Below are 22,044 nucleotides of genomic sequence, written 5' to 3'. Positions count from 1 at the left end.
CGTGGAATCGTGGGCACCATGTCTGGTCCGCCGGGCGTACCGGCCTGGGGTGCCGACCGCTCACGCGTCCCTTTCCACCGAACCGGAACCGGCATCGGCCGCCGTTCTCGCCGGGAGAACCGTTTCCACGTGCGCCGTTGCCCGCCTGCGGCCTGGAGGCGGTCTTCACGTTTCGGGGTGGTCTGGACCACCTTCCCCGCCCACAGGAACCGGTACGGCCCGCGCGGGGACGAGACACCCGAGCGGGTGGCCACTCCGCCGTTCGGCCTCTCCGTCCCCTGGTCCCAGGGGCGGCGAACGTCACGCGGAGGGCCCTGCCGTCAGGGCTCTCCTCCCCACCCGCACGCGGTCACGAACCCGGACGTCGCGGGCCGTGTGGTCTCAGCTCCCGGCGGTCCCTGACGCCCCCGCGCCGTGTCCCCGTTCGAGGCCCCGCCTGATGGCGGTCTCGACGGGTGAGAGGCCGCTCTCCGCCCCGTCCCCGCGGAGCGGCCCGGCCGGGCTGAGCCCCGGCTGGGCCAGGAAGCGCGGGCTCCGGCCGCGGTTCGGCTGCCCGGCGTGCACGAGGAACGGGTGGCACAGGTAGACGTCACCGGCGCCGCCGGTGGCCTGGACGACCGGGCGGTCGCGGCTCGCCGCCTCGGCCCGCCGGGCCAGTTCCACGGCGTCGAGGCCGTCCTCGCCCTCGGAGGCGAGCAGCCGCGCCACGTCCAGATGGGAACCGGCGCGCAGCCGGGTCGGCGCGTCCGTCTCCCCGACGTCCGAGAACAGGAAGAGCATCAGCAGCGCGCGGTCCCTGGAGGCCGCGTTCGCCCGCCAGGTCAGGTAGTCGCCCGGGACGGAGCCGGGGCCGGGGAAGCTCACGTCGACGTGCCATCCGTCCACGACGGCCGGTTCGCCCCCGGGGAAACGGATCACGAAGCCTCCCAGGGTGGCGCGGGAGGCCCAGCGCCCCCTGCCCACGAGCGCGTCGAAGGCGGCGTGCAGGCGCGGCGTGTTGGCCGCGTCCCTGAACGGTGGCTGCGCGTAGTCCGGGCGGGCCACGACCGGCCCCGGCCACGTGGCCGGGGCGGCGGGGTCGGCCCCGAGGTCCCGCCACACGATCTCACGGCATCTCTCGGCGGTCTCGCGGGGGAAGGCGCCCTCGATCCGGACGAAACCGTCCTCGACGAAGGCCTCCACCTGAACGTCGGTGAGCACGTCCCCATGCTGGTCACCCGGTCACGGCCGCGGCAACCCGTTTTACGGGCACGCCGTACGGCGGCGCCGCCTGCACGGCAAGGCGGTGCTCGACCTGACCTGACGCCCCGGCCGGGGGCGAGCGGTCAGTAGACCGAGATGTGGACGTGGTCGTAGTGGTTGGCGGTGACGCCGCCCCGGTTGGACATGCCGCGCCAGCCGGAGCCGGTGTTGATGCGCTGGCGCCAGATGACGTACTTGACGCCGAGGCGGTCCTTGTTCTCGATGGCCCAGGCGGCCACCTCGTCACCGAGCTTGACGTTGCCAGCGCTGGGCATGGAGCCGCCCGAGCTCATCATGAAGTCGCAGGCGCGGCCGAGCGGGTGCTCCCCGCCTCCGGCGATGCCCCCGTCCACCCGGTAGCAGCCGATGCCGAAGTGCGGGCTGAAGCGCTGCGCGACCAGCTGGCGGACCAGGCGCATCCGGGGAGTGATGTTGTCGGGGCCGGAGGGAAGCTGGGGGACCCAGCTTCCGTCGGCCCTCCTGGTGCCCGGGGTCGGGTAGAGCCGGTCGATCCTGTCCTTGATCGTGTCGATCAGCTCCAGGGTCCGCTTCTTCTGCTCTCCGAGCTTCCTCAGCGAGTCGCGCAGCTCCTTCGCGCGCTGCTCCGCCGAGGCCTTCGTCCGCTGGTAGGTGTCCTTGACCTGGGCGAACCCGTTGAGCCTGGCGTCCCGGCCCTCCATGATCTGCTGCATGAGGGCCATCTGGTTGAGCAGGTCCGCCGGATCGCCCGCGCTCATCAGGACCGGGAGCGTCCCGGGGATGCCGGTGCGGTAGCGCTGGGCGGCCAGTGTGCGGACCTCCCGTGCGGCCTGGTCGAAGTCCGTCTGCGCCCGGCGCAGCTCGCCCGCGGCGGCCTTCTCCGCCTTCTCGGCCTTCTGCAGCGCGACCCGCCCCGTGTAGTACTCGGCGATCATGGACTCGGACCGCTTCTGGAGCCGTGCCAGCTCCGCACGGAGCTGCTTGGCGGTGGGTTTCGGCGCGGCGTGGCCCTCGGCCTGGGGTACGGCGCACAGCACGAGGACGGCGGCCGAGGCGGTCAGCCCCCTGAACGCGCCCCGCCATCGGCCTGAACGGGACAGCGCCGCCACGTCTCTCCTTCGCACCGGCCCTCCCGCCGGGAGGGGCGTCCAGGGCCCCTTCCCACGGATGTGGAGGGGTTTCGGAGGCGTCGCCTCCCATCCGATGGACGATAGTAGGAGATGGTGCACCGAACAGGCCGGGCATGCCAAATCAGGCGCCCAACCCCTCTTCCGAGGACCGTTCCAGCGCTCTCGCGCCCCGAAATCGGGATATTCTCCTACCTGAGGTAGTAGGTCCGCCCCGCTACTCCAGGGGGCACACCCTGAGCGCCGCGCCCAGCGCCGCCGACTCCTCCGGAGTGAGCCGCTCAAGGAAGTGCACCAGCGTGGCCGTACGGTTACCGCCCGAGGCCAGGGCGTCGCGCATGAGGTCGGCGACGTAGGCCTCCCTGCTGGCGACCGTCTCGTAGACGTAGGCCCTGCCGACCATCCGCCTGCGGAGCAGGCCCTTGGTGTGCAGCTTGTCCATCACGGTCATGACCGTGGTGTAGGCGATCTCCCGTTCCGCGCGGAGGTCCTCAAGCACGTCCCTGACCGGCGCGGGCCTGCGGGACGACCACAGGCGTTCCATGATCACGGACTCCAGGCCCCCCAGACCGCGCATCGCGTGCGGCTCCCCTCTATCCGCTCCGTCCGCGGATCGTCCGATGCTACCTGGCGTCGTAGATCCTCACCCGGCCGCCGAAGGGGATGAACGACTCGAAAGCGCCCCACTCCCCCAAGATCATACGGAGCCAAAGTAAATCCTCACTCTTTACATTGATGTGACTTGTTCACCGGGGGTGAGCGCCATATGTTTTGGGACCAAACATTGAGTGTTCCTCGCCGCAGGAGGTCTCGATGCGCCTCACCCCTGATCCCGGGGTGCCGGAAACCACGACGCCGGCAGCCGATCCTGCCTCGAACCGTGTGAGACCCGTGGCGAACCAGGGGGACCGGCGTCCCACGCCCACGACCGGATGCCGATCCGGGCGGACCCGCCGGACCGTCCGACGTGCCCACCGTCCCAACGATCCCGGACGGCGGGCCCCCGACGCCGCCGCCGATCGCAAGACCCCCCACCTCATGAAAGGCACCGTCCCATGGGAAAGATCTCCAAGGGCCTCGCGGCGGGAGCGATCGCGCTCCTGACCGTCAGCGCCGCCGCGTGCGGTTCGGGCGACACGGGGAGTCCCGGTGACGCCAAGGGCGCCACGTCCACCGACCCCATCGTCGTCGGAGCGATCAGCTCGCTGAGTGGCCCCGCCGCCTTCCCCGAGGCCTCCCAGGCCGCCAAGGCCGTCTTCGACCGCGTCAACGCCGAGGGCGGCGTCAACGGCCGCAAGATCTCCTACGTCAGCGTGGACGACAAGGGAGACCCGAGCACGGCCGCCCAGGCCTCCAGGGACCTCATCCAGAACAAGGGCGCCGTGGCGCTCGCGGGCGGCGCCAGCCTCCTCGACTGCCAGGTCAACGGCGCCTTCTACGCCCAGTCCGGGATCTCCTCGATCTCCGGGACCGGCATCGACCCCGGCTGCTTCACCTCCCCCGCCATCTCCCCGGTCAACACCGGCCCCTTCCTCGGCACGACCGTCACCCTCTACCACGCCTCCGAGGTCCTGAAGATCGACAAGCTGTGCGGCTTCTTCGTGATCCTCGGCGGCACCTCCGACGCCTACAAGGGCGCCGTCGAGCAGTGGTCGAAGATCACCGGTAAGCAGCTGCTCATCAACGACCGGAGCCTGTCGGGCAACACCACCGACTACACCCCCTACATCCTGCGGGCGCGGGACGCGGGTTGTAAGGGCGTCGTCTTCAACGGCACCGAGCCCATGTCGGTCGGCTGGGTGAAGGCCGCCCAGGCGCAGGGTGTCTCCGGCATCAAGTGGCTGGTGCTCACCTCGACCTACACCGACGCCGCGGTCAAGGCCTTCGGCGACGCGGGCAAGGACGTCGTGGCCCTGTCGGAGTTCGAGCCCTACTCCGACACCTCCTCCGAGGCCACCAAGGACTGGCGGGAGCTCATGACCCAGAACAAGGTGCCGCTCACCTCCTTCGCCGAGGGCGGCTACCTGGCGGCGACGAACCTGGTGACCGCGCTCAAGGGCATCAAGGGCGACATCACCCGCGAGTCGGTGACCGCGGCGCTGAAGGCGCTCACGCCGATCGAGTCGCCCATGGTCGGCACTCCGTACGCCTTCGGGCCCGACCAGGCGCACTCCTCCAACCGGGCGGCCAAGTTCGTCCAGCCGGACAACGGCTCCTGGAAGGTCATGACCCCGGACTGGATCCGGCTGCCCAATGCTTGAGGGCGCCATCGCGGGCCTGACCGCGGGCGGCGCCTACGCCGTCCTCGGTCTGTGCCTGACCCTGATGTACCGCCTGGGCCGGGTGGTCAACCTGGCCCAGGCGGCGATCGGCGTCGTCGGGGTCTACACGATGTCCGTTCTGGCCGACGGCGGCGTGCCGTACGCCGTGGCGGTCCTCATCGGCCTGGCGGGGTCGGCGCTGGTCGCCGCCGCGCTCGGCTACATGATGGGGCGCTGGTTCGCCGAGGCCGGAACCGACCAGCGCTCCGCGATCGCCATCGCCTACCTCGTGGGCCTGCTCGCCGCGGAGTACCTCGTCTTCGGCACCGACCCCCGGCAGATCCCCGGTGTCCTGGGCGGCCCGCTGGCTACCGTCGGCGGTGTCACCATCACCCAGGCGGCCACGGTCTGCGTGGCGGCGGCGGTGCTCATCACCGCGGGCGTGTCGGTGTTCCTGGCCAGGACCGCGGTCGGCCTGCGGCTGCGGGCGCTGTCGCAGCGGCCGACCACGGCCGAGCTGATGGGCATCCCGAGCAGGCGGCTCGGCGTCGGGCTGTGGGCGGTGACCGGCCTGCTGGCCACCGCCGTCCTGCTGGTGGTCGCCCCGCAGCAGAACAGCGACCAGCTCTCCCTGGGCCTGATGGTGATCCCGGCGTGCGCCGCGGCCCTGGTCGGCGGGTTCAGGAGCCTGGTCGGCACCGCCGTCGGCGGTCTGGCGCTGGGCGCCCTGCAGGGGGCGCTCGCGCACGTCAGTCAGCTTCAGGAGTTCCGCGACGTGGTCCCCTTCGTGGCGATCCTCGCGATCCTGCTGTGGTCCCAGCGTGGGGAGGTGTGGGATGCGGCGCGTTGAGATGACCGGGCCCGCGGCCCAGCTCGTCGGCGCGCTCGCCGCGATCGCCGTGCTGGCCGCCCTCGTCCCGCAGTACTGGCTCTTCCTGGGCACGACGGCCCTGGTGACGGCGATCTCGCTGAGCGGGCTCGGGATCGTCACCGGCCGCGCGGGCATGATCTCGCTGTGCCAGATGTCGTTCATGGCGCTGGGCGCCTGGGTCGTCTGCGAGCTGAACGTCCTGGCGGCGCCCGGCGGCCTGGTCCTGTGGATTCTGCTGGGCGGTGTCGCCGCCGTACCGCTGGGCGTCCTGCTCGGCCTGCCCGCGCTGCGGCTGCGCGGGGTGCACCTGGCCGTGGTGACGCTCGGCTTCTCCGCCGCGGCTGACGTGATCATCGCGGCGGCCGGCTTCCCCGGCGCGACGACCTTCCAGCAGGTGCTCAGGCCCGCCTTCATCGCCACCGACACCGCCTACTTCGTGTTCGCCGCCCTGCTCTTCGTGGCGGGCGCGGTCGCGGTGCGGCTGCTCGGCCGCACCCGGTACGGCACGGCGTGGCGGGCGCTGCGCTTCTCCGAGCGCGCCACGGCCGCGGCGGCCATGAGCGTGCCGCGCGCCAAGCTGGCCGCGTTCGCGCTGAGCGCCTTCTTCGGCGGCATCGCGGGAGGCGTGCTGGCCGGGCAGATCGGCGTGGTCACCGCGCAGAACTTCGACACCGTGGACTCCCTCATCCTTCTGGTCGTGGCCGTCATGGCGGGCAGCGAGTACGCGGGCGGCGCCATCGCGGGAGGCGTCCTGATGGTGTTCGTCCCGGAGATCCTCCGTGGCCTGGGCGTCCCGCAGGACTGGGGCAGCCTGCTGTTCGCCGTCGGCGCCGTGCAGACGCTGTCCACCGGCCTCAGCATGAGCGAGGACCTGGTGCGCCGCTTCCGGCGCCGCAGGGCCGCCGCCGTGTCCGGGGAACCCGGCGAGCGTACGTCCCACCGGGCCTCGGGCGTCACACCCGAGCGGGGCGAGCGGCCCGTCCTGGTGGTCGAGGGCCTGTCGGTCTCCTACGGCCGGGTCACCGCGCTCTCCGGGGTCGACCTGGTCGTGCCCGAGCGGACAGTGATGGGACTGATCGGCCCGAACGGCGCGGGCAAGTCGACGTTCACCGACGCGGTGACCGGCTTCGTCCGCGGCGCGACCGGCTCGGTCACGCTCGACGGGCGGCGCCTTGACGGCCTGCCCGTGCACCGCAGGGCGGCCGCGGGGCTGCGCCGTACGTTCCAGCAGGACCGGGTCCCGCCCGGTCTCACCGTCGCGGGTTTCCTGCGCTTCTCCGCGCACCGCCGGGTGAGCGCGGCCGAACTCGACGAGATGGCCGGCTTCCTGAACCTGGGCGCCCTGAACCGGCACGTCAGCGAGCTGGACGTGGGCAGCAGGCGGCTGCTGGAGGTCGCCGGGGCGTTGCTCTCCCGGCCCAAGGTGATCATCCTCGACGAACCGGCCGCGGGCCTGGCCCACGCCGAGTCCATGGAGCTCGCCGAACGCCTCACGGAGGTGCCCGGCAGGTTCGGCGCCTCGGTCCTGCTGATCGAACACGACCTGGAGATGGTACGGCGGGCCTGCGCGGAGGTCGTGGTGCTCGACTTCGGCGAGGTGATCGCGGCCGGGCCGCCCGCGACGACGCTGGCCAGACCCGAGGTCGCCCGCGCGTATCTGGGAGACGAGGTGGCGCTGGCATGACCTCCAGCCTGGTTCTCGACGACGTGACCGTCGCGCGCGGCGGCGCCCCGATCGTCAGGGGTGTCTCGCTCACCGCGCCCGCCGGGGAGGTGACGGCGCTGCTCGGGCCGAACGGCGCGGGCAAGACCACGCTCCTGGAGTCGATCTCCGGCGTGATCCCGATCACCGGCGGCACCGTCTCCCTCAACGGCGGGCGCCTCAACGCCCTGGACCGGGTGGCCCGGGCCAGGGCGGGCGTCGCCCACGTCGAGCAGGGCCGTACGGTCTTCCCCGACCTGACGGTCGCGGAGAACATCCTGGTGGTACGGCGCGGCCCCCGCGTGATCGACGAGGCCCTTGAGCTGTTCCCCGAACTGCACAAGAGACTCGACGTGGCCGCCTCGCTGCTGTCCGGAGGCGAGCAGCAGATGCTCGTGCTGGCCAGGGCTCTGGCGGCAAGGCCGTCGGCGTTGCTGATCGACGAGATGTCGCTCGGCCTCGCCCCGGTGATCGTCCAGCGGCTGCTGCCCGTGGTGCGGGACCTGGCCGCCTCCGGGGTGGCGGTGCTGCTCGTCGAGCAGTTCGCGACGCTGGCCCTGAAGATCGCCGACACCGCGCACGTGCTCGCCGGCGGCACGCTGACCTACTCGGGCCCGGCCGCCGGGCTGCGCTCGGCGCCCGAACGGCTGCACGCGGCCTATCTCGGGGAGCCGCCTCCGTCCGGTTCCTGACGCCCCCCGGCGCCCCACCGCTCCGGTGCCCCGGGGCGGTGGGGCTCCCCGCCCGGCCTCATGCGCCCCGGCCGGGCGGGGTCAGGGGCGCGCGGTTCCCTCCAGATGCTGGACCACCACCCGCAGGCTCGCGGCCAGGGCGCGGCGCCGCTGACTGTCGAGCTCCTTGACGACGAAGGCCTCCTCCCGGTTGAACTGCGGGAAGAGGGACCGCATCAGGCGTTCGCCCGAAGGGGTCAGGGTGACCATCACCCGGCGCCTGTCGGCGGGGTTGGGCGCGCGCCGTACGTAACGGTGGGACTCCAGGGTCTTCAGGACGCCGGTGAGGGTGCCCTTGGCGATGCCGGCCTCCTTGGCGACGTACCGGGTCTCGCTCTCCCCCCAGATCCACACGACCCACATGACGACGAACCCGGTCCAGGTGAGGCCGGTGTCGCGGAGCACCGTCTGTTCGAGGTGGTTACGGATCGCGGTCGAGGCCCGGTAGATGTTGGAGACGGCCCACATCGCCTCGAAGTCGAGGTCGAGGCCGCCCAGCCGGTCGCCGACGGCCTCTTCCGTGCTGCGCAGGGTGTGGTGTCCCGTCATCTCGGTGCGGCGCTCCCTCACTGTTCCGCTCCACCCTACGATCATGCTCGCCGCGGCTTCTTTCCGGGGGCACCCGAGCGGGAGACCAACCGCCGGAAATATCCGGACAACAAGGGTTTGGTCCCGAACCATATTTCAGGGAGGTCACGGGGAACAAGGCATCACAGGCCTGATTTTCCGGTAAATCACCACGTCGTCCCACGGTTACCCCGGACGCATGGCTTGTGCCTCACCCGCCCCCCATCTATCGTACGGAAGCAAATGAATTGCCCGCCTTCCACTGCCGGGCGAGGTATCCGAAATTTCGGCACATAGCAAGGAGTCCTTGATGGATCTCGGACTGTCCGGTCTTTCCGCCCTGGTCACCGGCGGAGCCAGCGGGATAGGCCGCGCGACCGTGGACGCCCTCCTCGCCGAGGGGGCGGCCGTGACGGTCCTGGACCGGGCCCCCCGGCCGGACGGCCTGGACGTCACCTGGATCCAGGGGGACGTCACCGACGAGGAGGCCGTACGGTCCGCGGTCCCGTCGCGCCTGGACGTCGTCGTCGGCTGCGCGGGGATCTCCGGCCCCATGGGCACCGACGCGCGGCTGACGGCCCGCGACGACTTCGCCAGGACCCTGGAGGTCAACCTCACCGGGCAGTTCCTGCTGGCCAAGCACGCCGCGGCCGCTCTCGCCGGGAGCTCCTGTCCCTCGATCGTGTTCGTGGCCTCCGACTCCAGCTTCGTCGCCGCCCCCGGCATGGCCGCCTACTGCGCCTCCAAGGGCGGCGTCCTGATGCTCACCAAGGCGCTGGCCGTCGACTTCGCGTCCGACGGCATCCGGGTCAACTGCGTCTGCCCGAGCATCGTCGACACCCCGATGGCCAGGGGCGACCTCGGCGAGGCCTTCGACGAGCTCGACTGCCCCGTGCTGCGGCCCGAGGACGTCGCCCGCGCGATCCTCTACCTGGCCTCCCCCGCGGCCAGGGGCGTCAACGGCACCGCGCACGTCCTCGACTTCGGTGGCCTGGCGACCTCGACCTTCCCCGCCTGATCCCCGTCCCTCAGCCCCCGGCCTGCGGGTCCTGCGGGCTCCCCTGCAGGTGACGCAGGAACCAGTCCCCCGCCAGGGCCGCGACCCTCTCCAGTGCCCCCGGCTCCTCGAAGAGGTGCGTGGCCCCCGGCACGATCTCAAGCCCCGCCCGCCCCGGCAGCCGCGCCAGAGCGTCGCGGTTGAGCTCGATGACGGCCTGGTCGCGTTCCCCGACGATGAGCAGCGTGGGCGCGCGGACCGCCGCGAGCGCCTCACCGGCCAGGTCCGGCCGCCCGCCCCGGGACACGACCGCCCTCACCAGGCCGGGCTTGGCGGCGGCCGCGGCGAGCGCGGCCGCCGCCCCCGTGCTCGCGCCGAAGAGCCCGACGCGCAGGCCCGCCGTCGGCTCGTGCCGCGCCAGCCACCCCGCCAGCGCGGCCAGCCGTACGGCCAGCCTGCCGACGTCGAAGCGGAACTCCCCCGTCCTGAGGTCGGCCTCCTCCTCAAGGGGGGTGAGCAGGTCGACCAGAACCGTCGCCAGCCCCGCCCTCCTGAGCTCGCCCGCCACGTAGCGGTTGCGGGGACTGTGGCGGCTGCTGCCGCTGCCGTGCGCGAAGAGCACGACCCCGCTCGCGGGCCTGGGCACCACGACGTCGGCCTCAAGCACGACGTCCGCGGCCGGGATCTCCAACCGCTCCAGGTTCATCCTGACCGCGTTCACCGTTCCCCCTTGCCCGCTCTTGTCCTCCTCGACCGCCCCGTCACGCCCGCACCCGCCTGGCGGCCGCGGCGCGCAGGAGGTCCCGCACCTCCTCGTCCGTCGTCTGCTCGAAGTCCCGGTAGGAGAACCCGACGGCCGAGAAGAGAGGCGGAGTCGAGGCGCAGACCACCTGGTCGGCCGACTCACGCAGCTCTCCGACGGCCGGCTCCGGCGCGGTCGGGACGGCGACGACGATCCCGGCGGGCTCGTGGCGGCGCAGCGCCGCCACGGCGGCGCGCATGGTCGCCCCGGTCGCCAGCCCGTCGTCGACCACGACGACGGTCCTGCCCATGAGGTCGAGCGGGGCGCCGCCCTCCCGGTAGGCCCGTTCCCGCCTGACGAGTTCCCGGCGCTCGCCGGCCGCCACCTCCCGCAACGTCTCGGGCGAGACACCCGCCCTCCGGACGACGTCCTCGTTGAGCACGACGACCCCGCCCCCGGCGATCGCCCCCATCGCCAGCTCCTCGTGGCCGGGGAGCCCCAGCTTGCGGACGACGAAGACGTCGAGCGGCGCCCCGAGGGCCACGGCGATCTCGTAGGCCACGGGCACACCACCCCGGGGAAGGCCCAGGACGACGACGTCGGGCCTGCCCCGGTAGTGCTCCAGGAGCCTGGCCAGGACACGGCCTGCGTCCCGCCGGTCCTCGAACACCCGCTCCGCCATGACGGCCACCCTTCGTCTCCTCCACGGGTTATGCCCACCACCGAGGAACGACCTTTTCCAAACCAAGGACGTTCCACGAGTTTTACCCTTCGCCCGGCTTCCCCTTACCCCTGCGAGACCCGCGGTCGGGGTCATGGAAGATCAGACCGGAGATACTCCCGCTCTGGATCACCGGGCCGTACTGCACGCCGCCGCTGACGACGTTGTGCACATCACCTGACCGTTCCGGGGCCCCGAGCAGCCGACGCAGTTCCTCGGCCAGGGCCGGGTCGGATCGCAGCATGCCGTACAACCTGGCCCGCCAGTCCGCCTCGACGGCGTCGCGCGTCTCGCCGATGGCCGCGATCTCTTCCCTTGAGGCGTCCAGTCGCCGGGTCATGTGCCCGGTCTCACCGTCACGGGCGAGGAGACGCGCGACTCCGTCCTTCACCTGTGCCCACGAGTCGGAGATCATCAGTTCGACCAGCGTCGCCGCCCCCGCGCTCGCCAGCGCCACGAGTTCGGCCTCCATGTCCGCCTCCACGGGTCGGTCGTCAGAAGCCCGGTTCCTCATCCCCGGGATCCGGTTCGGAACCGGGGTCGTCGGGTGCCGAGGTCGCCGGAGTGTCGAACCGGCGTTCCAGTTCGTCGGCCACGTCCTGCCTGCCGTGCCTGGAGACGACCTCGATCACGTGCCGGGCGAACAAGGCCCGTTGCGGTTCTCCCTCGGGAAGTCCCATCGCCTGCAGGAAGCCCTCGAAATGGTCACCCGCCGTCCCGCCTCCCGTTGGGGAGGAGGCGAGATGCTGGAAGAGCTGGGACAGATTCTCGTTGTTCGCCGCCGAGGTGAGCCTGGCGAGCAGTTCGATGTCCTCCACCGTCTTCTGCACCTGGTCGTCGTTCTTGGCGAGCCACCAGACCACGGCACTTCCGGTGTCCTTGAGCACGTCCCCGCCGAGATACTCCCGTCTGCTCCGCTCGTACCTTCTCTCGTGCTCCCAGACCGCCTCCTTCTTACGCACCACGGCGAGCCTGTCCAGCCGCTTCTGGTCCTGTTCGGAGAGGGTGAGTGCGACCGACTCGGCCATCGCCTCCAGCCGCCCTCCGATGATCGGTTCCATCGTGCCGAGCACGGCGTTCAGCTCGTGCTGGACGAGCGAGACCCGCTCCGGCCGCCTCTCCTCGGTGACCGTCCTGGCACGTTCCAGGATCGCCTTGACGGCCAGGGCACCCGGATTACCGAAGGTCGGCGCATCGTGCTCCGGACCGACGAGACGCCAGCGGACGGTCGCGGAGAACCGGAAGTCGTAGTCTGGCTCGCAGCTCGGCAGGACGACCTCCTGCAGGCCCTCTCGTTCGACCGGTATCACCGGCATCACCAGCGGCTCCGGTTCCGGCCACCCGGAATCCCGTGGACGGACGATGGCCCGGACGACCAGGACCGCCACGGCGACCAGCAGGGCCAGCGCCGGCCACGCCCACAGAGGCAGGGGGGCGAACAGGGCAAGACCCGCCAGAAGCAGCCCGCAGAAAACCGTGAAGTAGGCCGTCACCATCTTGCGGCCGGAATTCATGACGTTGTCTCCTTGATCCTTCGTTCCGGTGACGTCTCACGCGCCCGGAATGCCGATGACGGTGTCGATCCTTCGCCGGACGAGCTTGACGAGAAGAGTCCGGTCTTCCTGCTCTTCCGGCGGGGAGGTCGAGGCCAGGTCTCGTGCGGTGGTGTACAGACGGGACAGGACGTCCATGTGCTGGTCCCCGCCTTCCACGAGCGTGTCGAGGAGAAAGCCACGGTGCCGCTCATCCCGCGAGGCCTCGACAAGCCAGTCACGCGTCCGAGGACTCCACAGGTCGGGTGGGCACTTGAAGACGGCTCCCCAGCAGCCCGTCAGCCACCCCCGTACGACGGTTTCTGTGATCGGTGCCCGACGCCGGCCCCTGAGGTCCGTCAGCGACGCCGGGGCGGCGAGTTCCAGGAACAGGTCGATGTCTGCCGGATACCGCCTCTTCTTCTCCGGCTCCACGGCGAGCTGGTAGTTGAGCCTGTCCAGCATGAGGCGGTGCAACTGAGCCTTCTCCCGGACCAGTTCCACGAGGGCGTCCCGAGCGGTCGTGGTCGTATGCTCCCGTCTGGCCATGTGGTGAAGGCGGACCACGGCCTGGTCCGGATGGTGCACGGCGATGACCTCACGACACATCGCAACGAGCATCTGGATAAACCTCGCGGGCAATTGGTCCTCACGCGACCACTCATAGACCTGTTTCCTGAAGAACCTGCCGTGTTCCTTTTCTCGCAGCCCCTTCTCAAGGGCCATGGCGGCTGCCCGCAGCTGGTGAGGGTTCGCCGAGGACGCCACCCACTGCCGCACAGCCTCAGCCAGTTTCATCCGGTACTTGTCGTGTAGGCATTGCTCGGCGAACCGCTGGACCAGCCTTTCGCGATCTTCCTCATCGAGTTCGTCTGAACTGACTGTCTCTCCCACCCAGTCACGCAGATGCACACGAAGCTCGGGAACGTGCCTCCAGAAGTGGGCGCGAATCGCGGAGTCGTACTCGACTCCCGTGAACCACACCCTGCCTGAGGTGTCGGACTTCACATCGATGCCATGAAGCCGTGTAACGAGGTCCTCGCGTTCCAGCAGCATGCGCTCGTTCTCCTGATGCCCGGTCACGTCCAGCAGAGAGGCGGCGCCGTGGTACACGGCATCGGCATGCGCACCATGCAACATGGCCGTGGTCAGCAACAGTGCACGTTGCGGCCACCCGTGTGTCCTGGAGAGAAGTCTGATGACCGCCTCTCCTGTCTCGGTCATCACCGTACGGGCGCTCTCACACCAGACGGCGAACTCCCCTTCCCTCTGCGACCGTTCCCTTATCTCCAGCACGATCTGGGCAAACCTCGCGACAACCCGCGCGGGAGGTTCCCCGTCCAAGAATGCGGACAGCTTTGGAAGGGAAAGGTCGATCTCCTCCCCCGGTATGCCGCCCTCCCGCAGGTAGCGCCTCAGAACCTGCCTGATCGGGGGACGGGTGATCCCGACCCGGTATCGGTCGAGATCGGCCCGGAACTCCTCAGCCCTGACCCCGTCGCGCGGAAGCACTACCACCAGCCGAGCCGCGTGCTCCCGTACGGACTTGATCAGCGGATAGAGGTCCGCCTGGATACCGCGCCAGTCCCGCCGCTCCGCATCCGACAGGTCCAGCAACAGCAACTCTCGTTCCCCGATACGGTCGGGATCGAAGCGCCGGGTTTCGTCCTCGTCCTTCGACGACAGTTCGTGGAACTCCTCGGCACCCGAGTAATGCCCGTACAGCAACATCCACGCGGCGGTGTTCCTCCCGCTGCCCGGCACCCCACCCAGGAAAACGACGTTGTGAGACCCCAGAATGCGTCGCGCATCCTCGTATCCTCCCGGGAAAACGAACCGCGACCGAAGCCACACCAGTTCGTCGAGGGCGCGGGCCCGTGAGGTCTTTCCCCGGGAGTCGGTGAGTATGGAGATCGTGAACTCGTAGACGTTCATGTCCCCGCTCCCGGCGTGGACATGCCTCGCAGTGGAAACGGAGGAGTTGATCTGGTCACTCAACGGTTGTCGTCCCCGTCCTTGCGGGAACCTCCGAAGCGGTGACGGATTTCTCTGCGGTTGTCGCCCTCGACATATGTGGCCCCGTCACCGAAGGTGCGCGAGGAGTTGCGGTAGTCGTTCAAATCCCCCTTGCCCATGTGGACCGGCCCCTCGTTGCCCGTGTGGACCGGTCCGTGGTTTCCCTTGATGACGGTGCCCACGTCACCGGTGATGTCGCGGGCCTGGACGGCCGGGCCGTACACGTCCGCCATCGAGTTATTCACGGAGCCAGGGGTCTCGGCGGCTCCCGGAGGCGGTGCGCCAAGTGACGGGACGCACTCCACGATCCGGTCGGCGAGACGTTCGAGGCTGGAGCGCACGTCCTGGTGCAGGTCCATCGGGAGCGACTGGTGCTCCGCCAGCACGGCCAGTTCCTTCGGCAGGTCACCGCGCTTCAGCCGTTCGGTCCTGCGGCCGTCGAGAAGCGGTATGACCGGGATTCCGTCCGCGAGTGCCTGGACGATCTCTCTGCGGACCCAGTCGTCCTCGTCGTGCAGTGCGGGGTGGTGAATCCAGTTCGGGCCGATGACGGCGAGCAGGACGGAGCTGCGCTTCACACCGTTGATCAGCTTCGCCGGATAGCGCTCGCCGGATTTGATGGACGTTCCCGCACGGAAAACCGTGCCTTCTCCGAAACGGTTGTTGAGTTCCTGCTCAATGATGACGGCACTCTTGTCGCCGTCTCCTGTTCGATAGTTGACGAATACCTCGTGCATGGTGATTGCCCTTTCTAGGAAACGTCGATCTGCAAAGCGATGTTGAGTTCGGGAGCCAGAGCGCGAACCGACGGATTGCGCGGGTGACGGGCCAGAGTGCGGGCGAGAGCCCGCAGGTCGGCGGTGATGGTGGCCGAGCTCACCGTGACGGCGCTGCCGAGCAGCCCAGCCACCAGGCCGCAAGCGTGATCGATCTCGCCGGCTGCGGCGTGGGCGCGGGCGCGGCGCACTCCGTAACGGACCTGGGTGCGTACGGCGTGGGCAGGAACCTGCGCCATCTGCCTGTCCATGACCTCGGCCGCTTCCTCGGGACGCCCCAGGTCGTACAGGCACCAACCGGTGATCATCCCAGCCGGGTCGGGCAGGTTCGTCGTGCCGATAACAGGGGTGTCCGAATCCGGCACATGACTCGCGAGCAACGCCCGCGCCCTGTCCAGACTGCGCATACAGGCGTCGTAGTCACCCGCGAGCGCGTGCCCCTGCGCCTCCCGCTGCGCGGCCAGTCCACGAATTCGTGGCGGAGTCCCGTCGTCCTGCGCCTGCCGCGCCAGTTCCACGGTCTGTCCCGCGTCCTGCCGGTAGAGCGTGACCAATGCCCGGCGCACCAGACCGTAGGCCGCGAGGTCGCGGTCGCCACCCGCCGCAGCCAGATCGACGGCACGGCGCGTCCACCACAGGGCCGCCTCCTCGTTCCCCGACTCCTGCATCAGCCAGCCGACGTACTCGGCGTACCGGGAACCAAGTCTCAACAGCCCCTGGCGGGTACGCGGACCCGCGGTGGCGGCGAGTTCCCTGAGTGTGCCGGTCTGCGCGATGAGCACGGGGAGCAGCAGACCGGGCCTGACCGTCTGACCGAGTTGCCGGTACTGATCGAACAGCGACCGGGACGCGCCGAGAAGCGTCGTCTCCTCCGTCGCTGAGGAGGCCCCATGCCCGCCGATGCTCATCCCGGCGATCGAGGCCGCGCCCGCCGCCATCATCTGTCTTCGGCTGACCGGCTGGAACAGGTTCCGCCCGTCCTCGGACAACTGCATCAACCACACCTCCTCACTGTCATCGCCCACCTCCGCGATCCCCGTCGTTGAGGACCGTTCACGAACCAGGGAGGCGAGCGCGCCTCCGGCGTTGAGCTTGCTGTCGCAGTGACGTGCCAGCTCACGGCTGGGCGCCTTGAGCCCTCGTTCGACCTTGCTCAGCTGGCTTTTGCTGTAATGGACCATTCCGGCCAGATCACTGAGAGTGAGACCGGCGGCGAGACGCCTTCTCCGGAGTTCTCCGCCGAATCGAATTCGCTGCTGGACCACACGAACCTCCGTCGAGGGTTGCCCGGACGGCCGTGATTCACCACTCGCAAGGGTGCGGCAGCCGAAGAGCCACCGACAAGGCCGGCACCGGTGTTTCCCGTTTCCACTTCGAATCGAATGGGAAACACCGCCCTCTGTCGAGCGGCTATATGCGCATATTTCCTGCTTTGCAGCTGATTGATTTTTACTATGCAGCTGCCGGATCCCCTCAGCACCCGTCAAGGAGTGCGACTCAGCGAAAGGAGGGTTCACGGGACGGCGACGGGCCCGGCGACAGTCCGTATGGCCACCGGGCGGCAGTCCAACGCAGAAGGGCGGGGCGACCACCGTCGTCCCGCCCTCTCTTGAAGACGGTGTCCCTCAGTCCTTCGGGCCGGAGGTCTTCGGGCGGCCCCAGAGGGTCAGGGCGAGAAGCAACGCGACGGCCAGCGCGCCGCAGGCCCAGACGAACACCGACGAGATGGTCCGGGCGACGTCTCCGGTCCCCTGGGTCAGCGGGATCAGCAGGGTGGCCAGGCCGAGTGAGCCGCCGACGGTGAGCGCGGTCTGCAGCACCCCCGCCGTTACCCCGGCGTACTCGCTCGGAGCCGTGCTCAGCACGATCATGTTGAGCGGGACGATCGCCACGCCGACGCCGAGTCCCGTGACCACGAGGGCCGGGAGCACGTCGCTCGCGTAGGCGCCGCCACCGTCGAGGCGGGTCAGCCAGGCCACCCCGGCCAGCACGACCACGAGACCGGCGAGCGCCCGCGTCTTGAGGCCGAACGCGGCGATGCGCCCGGTGAGGAGCTGGGTCGTGGCCAGCAGCGCCAGGCCGAAGGGCAGGATGGCCAGGCCGCTGCGCAGCGCGTCGAAGCCGAGCGCCCCCTGCAGATACTGGACCAGATAGACCAGGAAGCCGGTGAGGACCGCCGCGAGCAGCAGCAGGCTCAGGAAGGCTCCGGCCCGGTCCCGCCCGGTGAGGACCGCGACGGGCAGCAGCGGCTCCGCGGCCCGCCGGTCCACCAGGAGCAGGACGACGACCAGCACGGCTGCGGCGCCGAGGGCCGTCAGGGTCCAGCGGTCACCCCAGCCGCTCTCGGCGGCGTGCACGAGGCCGTACACGGCGGTGACGAGGACCGTGGTGCTCAGCAGCGCACTGGGCAGCCCGAGCGGGCGGGAGCGGGTCGGCTCGTCGCGCAGGCCCAGCGCCCTGGCGGTGATCACGATGAGAACCAGCCCGATCGGCACGTTCACCAGCAGGCTCCAGCGCCAGTCCCCCGCCCAGGTCAGCACTCCGCCCAGCACCATCCCGGCTGAGGCTCCGAGGCCGGTCACGGTGGAGTAGAGGCCGAGGGCCCGTTGCTGCCGTTCCCCCTGGAAGACGATCGCGAGCAGCGCCAGGCCGGTGGGACCGGCGATGGCCGCGCCCGCACCCTGCAGGACCCGGCCGGCGAGCAGCACCTCCAGGTTCGGCGCGAGACCGGCGACCAGCGAGGCCACCACGACCAGCGCGATCCCCGCGAGGAAGACCTTGCGGTGTCCCAGCACGTCGCCGAGGCGGCCGACGAAAAGCAGCAGGCCGCCGAAGGCGAGGAGGAAGCCGTTGGGCACCCACGACCCTCCGGACACCGACAGGTGGAGATCGGACTGCAGGGCGGGAAGCGCGATGTTCACGATCGTGCCGTCGAGCTGGAGCATGAACTCGGCGCCGACGATCGCCGTGAGCACGAGGGCCCACGCCCTGTCGCTCCGCGGGAGACCGGCCGGGACGCTTTCCTGGGTCATGAAACCTCCACGGTTCACCGGCGGGGTACACAGTGAGGCACCCTCAGGTTAATGGGCATGCCTATACTGAGGCGATCTCAGGTTAGGCGGCAGCATTCAAACTGAGGGTTCCTCAGGTTGTCAAGCGGGAGGTAGCCGGTGGACGACAGGCCATACATCGCCCAGCGCCCGAGGAGGGCCGACGGGCAGCGTAACTACGACGCCATCCTCGCCGCGGCGCGCAAGGCGTTCGAGGCCTCCGGCTCCGACGCCTCCCTGGAGGAGATCGCGAGCCAGGCCGGAGTGGCGATCGGCACGCTGTACCGCCACTTCCCCACCCGCGCCGCGCTCGTCGAGGCCACCACCCGTGACGGCCTGGAGAACCTCGTCGCCCAGGCCGGACGGCTGGCCTCGGAGCGGGACCCGCTCGACGCGCTGACCGGGTGGATGAGCGAGGCCGTCGTGCACTTCAGCACCTTCCGCGGCCTCGTCGGCATCCTCACCCGGAGCATGTACGACGAGGGAACCCCCTCGCACGCCATGTGCGCCGCGATGCACCGCAGTGGCGCCGACCTGTTGCGCGCCGCCCAGACGGCGGGTGACGTGCGTGCCGACCTCACCCCCGGGGAGCTGTTCGACCTTCTCAGCGGCGTCGCCTGGGTGCGCGAGCAGACCGTCTCCCGGGGGGACGCCAGCGCGCGCCTGCTCCGCCTGGCACTGGAGGGCATCACCACCCGCGAGTCCTGACCTTCGGCGGGACCGCGCCCGCGCGTCGAGGCGCGGTCCGTTCGTCCATGTCCGCGACCACACGGACGGCCTCGCCGCCGCCGGGCTCTCGGCCGTACGGCGTAGCGCACGAGACCTCGGAGGAACGACGCGGACCGGCCCGCGTCGCCGGGGCGTCACCGGCCGGGTCGGAGCGGCTCCGCTCCCCGCCCCGGCCCTGCCGGGGAACGTGCGACATTCGTCGAATGACTGCCGGTCATCGGCTCAATACTCTCGGGGGAGTTGCCGACGTCGAGAACGGAACCCCCATCGATGGCCCCCTCAAAGCTGCCGCGTCCCCCTCGTGCACCGGCCATGGGCATCCTCGCGGAGGACCTGCAGGGGTCCGTCGCGGTCGCCTGCCGGCTGCGCCAGCGCGGGCTCGACCCGGTGATCGTGCGTCACCCCGCAGCTGTCGTCTCCGACGCGGACGCCATCGTCGTCGACCTCGACCTGCACCACGCCGCGGGTGCCGCAGAGGCGCGTATCCGCGAGTGGGCGGCCTGGCTCGACGACCACGGCTGCGAGCGGGTCGAGGCGAAGCTCAACGCCGAACTGCGCGGCTCTCCGGACGCGCTGGTCGCCGGGATCGACGCGGGGCAGGACGAGAACGGCATCCTTCTCGTCGTCCCGGCCTATCCGACCGCCGGCCGTGTCTGCGTCGACGGCCACCTGCTCGCCCCCATGCCGGTGGGCGCCGGGCTCGACGTCGACGTGCGGTCCGCGATCCGCACCGAGAACGCCGAACTGATCGGGCTCACGACCCTTGACCAGGGCGCCGACGCCGTCACCGCGCACATTCTTGAGGCCTGCGCCCGCGGCATCCGGCGGTTCGTCCTCGACGGCACGGTCGAGGCGCACCTCGGCACCGCCGCGCAGGCCGCGACCCGGCTTCGCGAGGAGGGGCACGCCGTCGCGACCGCGAGCACCGGCGGCTGGCTGAGGTTCTACCCAGACCTCGGCCGCGACGGTTTCGTCGTCGTCGTCACCCCCGGCAACCACGAAACCGACCTCGCGCAGTTGCGCAGGCTCGGAGCGGCCTACGGCTCCCGTGCGCTGATCACCACCGCCGCCGAAGCCGCGAGCTGGGGGACGGCCGCCGCGCACGAGGTGCTCGCCTCGCATCGGATCCTCGCCCTGCACGAGACCGACCGTGACGACCCCGACCGCTGGGTCGTCGCCGAACAGCTCGCCAGGGCGGTACGCGGCCTGCTCGACGCCTCGGCCCACGGCAAGAACAAGTGCCTCGGCGTGGTCGTCAGCGGTGGCCTGACGACCACGGCACTGGTCCAGCAGCTCGGCGGCACGAGCCTGAGCGCCGGGCTCGAACTTGAGCCGCTGTGCCCGACCGCCCGTATCACCGGGGGCGACTTCGACGACCTGCGGCTGCTCTGCAAGGCCACCGGGACCGGCTCCGAGGAGACCCTGCTCCGCATGACCCGGCAGATCCTCGGGGCCTGATCCCGCTCACATCCCATGAAAGGACATCGTGTGACCCACCTCGATCCGCTGCGCACCGCGCTCGTCCTCATCGACCTGCAGGGCTCCAACGCCGACCACCCCGTGCACCCGCACCCCGTTGAGGACGTCTTGGAACGTTGCATTCGGCTGATCGACGCGACCCGGAACGCGGGCGGCCTTGTCGTGCACGTGCGCACCAGCTTCCTGCCGGACGAGGGTGACTCACTCGGCGGCAAGCTGCTCACCGACGTCGAACGTCCCGCACGCCCGGTACGGCGGCCCGGCTGGGACCACTTCCTCTCCGGCGTCGATCCGCTGCCCACCGAGCCGGTGATCGTGAAGCGCAGCTGGAACGCCTTCCACGGCTCCGACCTCGACCTGCAACTGCGCCGGCGCGGCGTCACCACCGTGATCATGGCGGGGATCTCCACCGGATTCGGCGTCGAGGGGACCGCCCGCGCGGCCTACGACCACGCCTACAACGTCGTCTTCGTCCCCGAGGCGATGTCGGCCTACACCGCCGAGCAGCACCATCACTCGGTGCGTGCGGTCTTCCCGCAGCTCGGCCGTGTCCGCGGCCTGGACGAGGTCGTCGAGGCGCTGGCCCCTCAGCCCGCGACCGTGCCCTGAAGCGAATACGGAAAGAACCAAGATGGACGAGTTCCTCAGCTATCGGCCCCTCGACCGGCGGAAGAGCCTGCCCCTGCCCGACGGCAAGCGCGTCGCCGTGAACGTGGTCATGAACATCGAGCACTACGAGTATCTTCCGCCGACGAACCCGCACCGGGACTACTTCTACCGCGTGCCGGCGAAGCCGGACATCGTCGGCTACGCGTTCCGTGACTTCGGCAACCGTGTCGGCTTCTGGCGGATGCTGCCGGTGCTCGACGACTCCCCCGTGCAGGTCACCTGCTCGCTCAACTGCGAGGTGCTGCGCCTGTACCCCGACATCGCGGAGGCGATGGTCGACCGGCGGTGGAGCTTCATGAGCCACGGCACCTACAACAGCCGTCTCCTGTTCGGCGAGTCCGAGAGCGCGGAGCGCGAGTTCTACGACTACACCGTCTCCACCGTGCGGGAGCTCACCGGCTACCGCATGCGAGGGATGCTGGGGCCCTCGTTCAGCGCGACCCCGGCCACCTACCGGCTGATGGCCGAGGCGGGGATGACCTACACGACCGACTGGTTCGTCGACGACCAGCCGTTCCGGCTCGACGGGCCGAGCGGCGGGGGGCTGGTCGGCGTTCCCTACTCCCGCGAGGTCAACGACGCGCTGCTCTTCCCCGGGTCGCCGATGTTCGGTCTGGACAGCGACTACTTCGCCGAGATCGTCCAGTCCCAGTACGAGGTGCTCTCCGCCGAGGCCCGCGAACGCGACACCGCGTACGTCATGACGATCGCGCTCCACCCCCTGTACATGGGCATTCCACACCGGATCGGCCACCTGGCGCAGATGTTCGAGCGGCTGGGCTCGCAGGACGACATCTGGTGGACCACCCCGGAGCGGATCGCCGCCCACGTCGACGCGATCGGATGGTGCTGA

General features: G+C 70.2%; 21 protein-coding genes. 9 read left to right on the top strand and 12 right to left on the bottom strand.

Translation table 11 applies throughout. The annotated features are described in order from the left end of the window. Nucleotides 1-381: 381 nt before the first annotated feature. From ACIBVQ_RS22275 to ACIBVQ_RS22265, 3 genes are all read right to left on the bottom strand, one after another. Nucleotides 382-1,200 carry a phytanoyl-CoA dioxygenase family protein gene (locus tag ACIBVQ_RS22275; RefSeq protein ID WP_399179620.1) on the bottom strand — a complete coding sequence of 273 codons (819 nt, stop codon included), beginning with the start codon at nt 1,198-1,200 and terminating at the stop codon, nt 382-384. A gap of 125 nt (nt 1,201-1,325) precedes the next feature. After that, complete coding sequence (locus ACIBVQ_RS22270) at nt 1,326-2,345, bottom strand: hypothetical protein (RefSeq protein ID WP_362911733.1); 1,020 nt, start codon at nt 2,343-2,345, stop codon at nt 1,326-1,328. A gap of 220 nt (nt 2,346-2,565) precedes the next feature. Beyond that, nucleotides 2,566-2,925, bottom strand: coding sequence for a BlaI/MecI/CopY family transcriptional regulator (locus ACIBVQ_RS22265; RefSeq protein ID WP_399179617.1), 360 nt, complete (start codon nt 2,923-2,925; stop codon nt 2,566-2,568). A gap of 478 nt (nt 2,926-3,403) precedes the next feature. Between ACIBVQ_RS22265 and ACIBVQ_RS22260 the strand changes: the two genes are divergently transcribed. Genes ACIBVQ_RS22260 through ACIBVQ_RS22245 form a run of 4 tightly spaced genes read left to right on the top strand, consistent with a single transcriptional unit; the run spans nt 3,404 to nt 7,874 of the window. Beyond that, nucleotides 3,404-4,609, top strand: coding sequence for an ABC transporter substrate-binding protein (locus ACIBVQ_RS22260; protein WP_352011982.1), 1,206 nt, complete (start codon nt 3,404-3,406; stop codon nt 4,607-4,609). Beyond that, the gene (locus ACIBVQ_RS22255; RefSeq protein WP_352011981.1) at nt 4,602-5,459 is read left to right on the top strand and encodes a branched-chain amino acid ABC transporter permease; all 858 of its coding nucleotides are present in this window, start codon (nt 4,602-4,604) and stop codon (nt 5,457-5,459) included. Before ACIBVQ_RS22260 ends, ACIBVQ_RS22255 begins: the two co-directional genes overlap by 8 nt. Further along, complete coding sequence (locus ACIBVQ_RS22250; protein WP_399179614.1) at nt 5,446-7,164, top strand: ATP-binding cassette domain-containing protein; 1,719 nt, start codon at nt 5,446-5,448, stop codon at nt 7,162-7,164. Before ACIBVQ_RS22255 ends, ACIBVQ_RS22250 begins: the two co-directional genes overlap by 14 nt. Then, nucleotides 7,161-7,874 (top strand): ABC transporter ATP-binding protein, encoded by a 714-nt coding sequence (locus tag ACIBVQ_RS22245; RefSeq protein WP_352011979.1) that lies wholly within the window; start codon nt 7,161-7,163, stop codon nt 7,872-7,874. The genes ACIBVQ_RS22250 and ACIBVQ_RS22245 overlap by 4 nt, the downstream gene beginning before the upstream one ends. An 81-nt stretch (nt 7,875-7,955) precedes the next feature. Here ACIBVQ_RS22245 and ACIBVQ_RS22240 read toward each other — a convergent pair whose 3' ends face one another. Then, nucleotides 7,956-8,483: a MarR family transcriptional regulator gene (locus tag ACIBVQ_RS22240; RefSeq protein WP_352011978.1), complete on the bottom strand. Its 528-nt coding sequence runs from the start codon at nt 8,481-8,483 to the stop codon at nt 7,956-7,958. A 307-nt stretch (nt 8,484-8,790) separates the two neighbouring features. Here ACIBVQ_RS22240 and ACIBVQ_RS22235 point away from each other — a divergent pair, with 307 nt between their 5' ends. Further along, a complete protein-coding gene (locus tag ACIBVQ_RS22235; RefSeq protein WP_362776047.1) occupies nt 8,791-9,498 on the top strand; it encodes an SDR family oxidoreductase in 708 nt (235 codons plus the stop codon). 10 nt (nt 9,499-9,508) lie between these two features. Here ACIBVQ_RS22235 and ACIBVQ_RS22230 read toward each other — a convergent pair whose 3' ends face one another. From ACIBVQ_RS22230 to ACIBVQ_RS22195, 8 genes are all read right to left on the bottom strand, one after another. Beyond that, nucleotides 9,509-10,198: a dienelactone hydrolase family protein gene (locus ACIBVQ_RS22230; protein ID WP_399179611.1), complete on the bottom strand. Its 690-nt coding sequence runs from the start codon at nt 10,196-10,198 to the stop codon at nt 9,509-9,511. 40 nt (nt 10,199-10,238) lie between these two features. Further along, nucleotides 10,239-10,901, bottom strand: coding sequence for a phosphoribosyltransferase (locus ACIBVQ_RS22225; RefSeq protein WP_399179680.1), 663 nt, complete (start codon nt 10,899-10,901; stop codon nt 10,239-10,241). Between the two features lie 82 nt (nt 10,902-10,983). Beyond that, nucleotides 10,984-11,412, bottom strand: a complete 429-nt coding sequence (locus ACIBVQ_RS22220) for a hypothetical protein (protein WP_399179609.1) — start codon at nt 11,410-11,412, stop codon at nt 10,984-10,986. 22 nt (nt 11,413-11,434) lie between these two features. Further along, on the bottom strand, nt 11,435-12,454 hold the full coding sequence (locus ACIBVQ_RS22215) for a hypothetical protein (RefSeq protein ID WP_399179607.1): 1,020 nt from the start codon (nt 12,452-12,454) through the stop codon (nt 11,435-11,437). Between the two features lie 36 nt (nt 12,455-12,490). After that, nucleotides 12,491-14,407, bottom strand: a complete 1,917-nt coding sequence (locus tag ACIBVQ_RS22210) for a hypothetical protein (RefSeq protein WP_399179605.1) — start codon at nt 14,405-14,407, stop codon at nt 12,491-12,493. Between the two features lie 59 nt (nt 14,408-14,466). Then, on the bottom strand, nt 14,467-15,225 hold the full coding sequence (locus ACIBVQ_RS22205) for a TIR domain-containing protein (protein WP_399179603.1): 759 nt from the start codon (nt 15,223-15,225) through the stop codon (nt 14,467-14,469). A 14-nt stretch (nt 15,226-15,239) separates the two neighbouring features. Beyond that, nucleotides 15,240-16,529, bottom strand: a complete 1,290-nt coding sequence (locus tag ACIBVQ_RS22200; protein ID WP_399179601.1) for a helix-turn-helix domain-containing protein — start codon at nt 16,527-16,529, stop codon at nt 15,240-15,242. 360 nt (nt 16,530-16,889) lie between these two features. Continuing rightward, nucleotides 16,890-18,296, bottom strand: coding sequence for an MFS transporter (locus ACIBVQ_RS22195; protein ID WP_399179599.1), 1,407 nt, complete (start codon nt 18,294-18,296; stop codon nt 16,890-16,892). Between the two features lie 138 nt (nt 18,297-18,434). Between ACIBVQ_RS22195 and ACIBVQ_RS22190 the strand changes: the two genes are divergently transcribed. From ACIBVQ_RS22190 to ACIBVQ_RS22175, 4 genes are all read left to right on the top strand, one after another. After that, nucleotides 18,435-19,022 (top strand): helix-turn-helix domain-containing protein, encoded by a 588-nt coding sequence (locus ACIBVQ_RS22190; protein WP_352011969.1) that lies wholly within the window; start codon nt 18,435-18,437, stop codon nt 19,020-19,022. Nucleotides 19,023-19,313: 291 nt separating this feature from the next. Further along, the gene (locus ACIBVQ_RS22185) at nt 19,314-20,501 is read left to right on the top strand and encodes a four-carbon acid sugar kinase family protein (RefSeq protein WP_399179596.1); all 1,188 of its coding nucleotides are present in this window, start codon (nt 19,314-19,316) and stop codon (nt 20,499-20,501) included. A 30-nt stretch (nt 20,502-20,531) separates the two neighbouring features. Next, nucleotides 20,532-21,131, top strand: a complete 600-nt coding sequence (locus ACIBVQ_RS22180) for an isochorismatase family protein (RefSeq protein ID WP_352011967.1) — start codon at nt 20,532-20,534, stop codon at nt 21,129-21,131. Nucleotides 21,132-21,153: 22 nt separating this feature from the next. Then, on the top strand, nt 21,154-22,044 hold the full coding sequence (locus tag ACIBVQ_RS22175) for a polysaccharide deacetylase family protein (RefSeq protein WP_352011966.1): 891 nt from the start codon (nt 21,154-21,156) through the stop codon (nt 22,042-22,044).

Source organism: Streptosporangium sp. NPDC049376, from assembly GCF_044466505.1.
Taxonomy (GTDB): domain Bacteria; phylum Actinomycetota; class Actinomycetes; order Streptosporangiales; family Streptosporangiaceae; genus Streptosporangium.
The sequence above is the reverse complement of the archived record's forward strand: the minus strand, read 5'-3'. Positions and strand labels throughout refer to the sequence as shown.

Bases quoted from the DNA above. Each gene is read 5' to 3' on its own strand.
- ACIBVQ_RS22210 (WP_399179605.1), bottom strand. From the start codon at position 14,407: ATGAACGTCTACGAGTTCACGATCTCCATACTCACCGACTCCCGGGGA.
- ACIBVQ_RS22255 (WP_352011981.1), top strand. From the start codon at position 4,602: ATGCTTGAGGGCGCCATCGCGGGCCTGACCGCGGGCGGCGCCTACGCC.
- ACIBVQ_RS22220 (WP_399179609.1), bottom strand. From the start codon at position 11,412: ATGGAGGCCGAACTCGTGGCGCTGGCGAGCGCGGGGGCGGCGACGCTG.
- ACIBVQ_RS22235 (WP_362776047.1), top strand. From the start codon at position 8,791: ATGGATCTCGGACTGTCCGGTCTTTCCGCCCTGGTCACCGGCGGAGCC.
- ACIBVQ_RS22225 (WP_399179680.1), bottom strand. From the start codon at position 10,901: ATGGCGGAGCGGGTGTTCGAGGACCGGCGGGACGCAGGCCGTGTCCTG.
- ACIBVQ_RS22250 (WP_399179614.1), top strand. From the start codon at position 5,446: ATGCGGCGCGTTGAGATGACCGGGCCCGCGGCCCAGCTCGTCGGCGCG.
- ACIBVQ_RS22195 (WP_399179599.1), bottom strand. From the start codon at position 18,296: ATGACCCAGGAAAGCGTCCCGGCCGGTCTCCCGCGGAGCGACAGGGCG.
- ACIBVQ_RS22260 (WP_352011982.1), top strand. From the start codon at position 3,404: ATGGGAAAGATCTCCAAGGGCCTCGCGGCGGGAGCGATCGCGCTCCTG.
- ACIBVQ_RS22175 (WP_352011966.1), top strand. From the start codon at position 21,154: ATGGACGAGTTCCTCAGCTATCGGCCCCTCGACCGGCGGAAGAGCCTG.
- ACIBVQ_RS22265 (WP_399179617.1), bottom strand. From the start codon at position 2,925: ATGCGCGGTCTGGGGGGCCTGGAGTCCGTGATCATGGAACGCCTGTGG.
- ACIBVQ_RS22185 (WP_399179596.1), top strand. From the start codon at position 19,314: ATGGCCCCCTCAAAGCTGCCGCGTCCCCCTCGTGCACCGGCCATGGGC.
- ACIBVQ_RS22245 (WP_352011979.1), top strand. From the start codon at position 7,161: ATGACCTCCAGCCTGGTTCTCGACGACGTGACCGTCGCGCGCGGCGGC.
- ACIBVQ_RS22205 (WP_399179603.1), bottom strand. From the start codon at position 15,225: ATGCACGAGGTATTCGTCAACTATCGAACAGGAGACGGCGACAAGAGT.
- ACIBVQ_RS22215 (WP_399179607.1), bottom strand. From the start codon at position 12,454: ATGAATTCCGGCCGCAAGATGGTGACGGCCTACTTCACGGTTTTCTGC.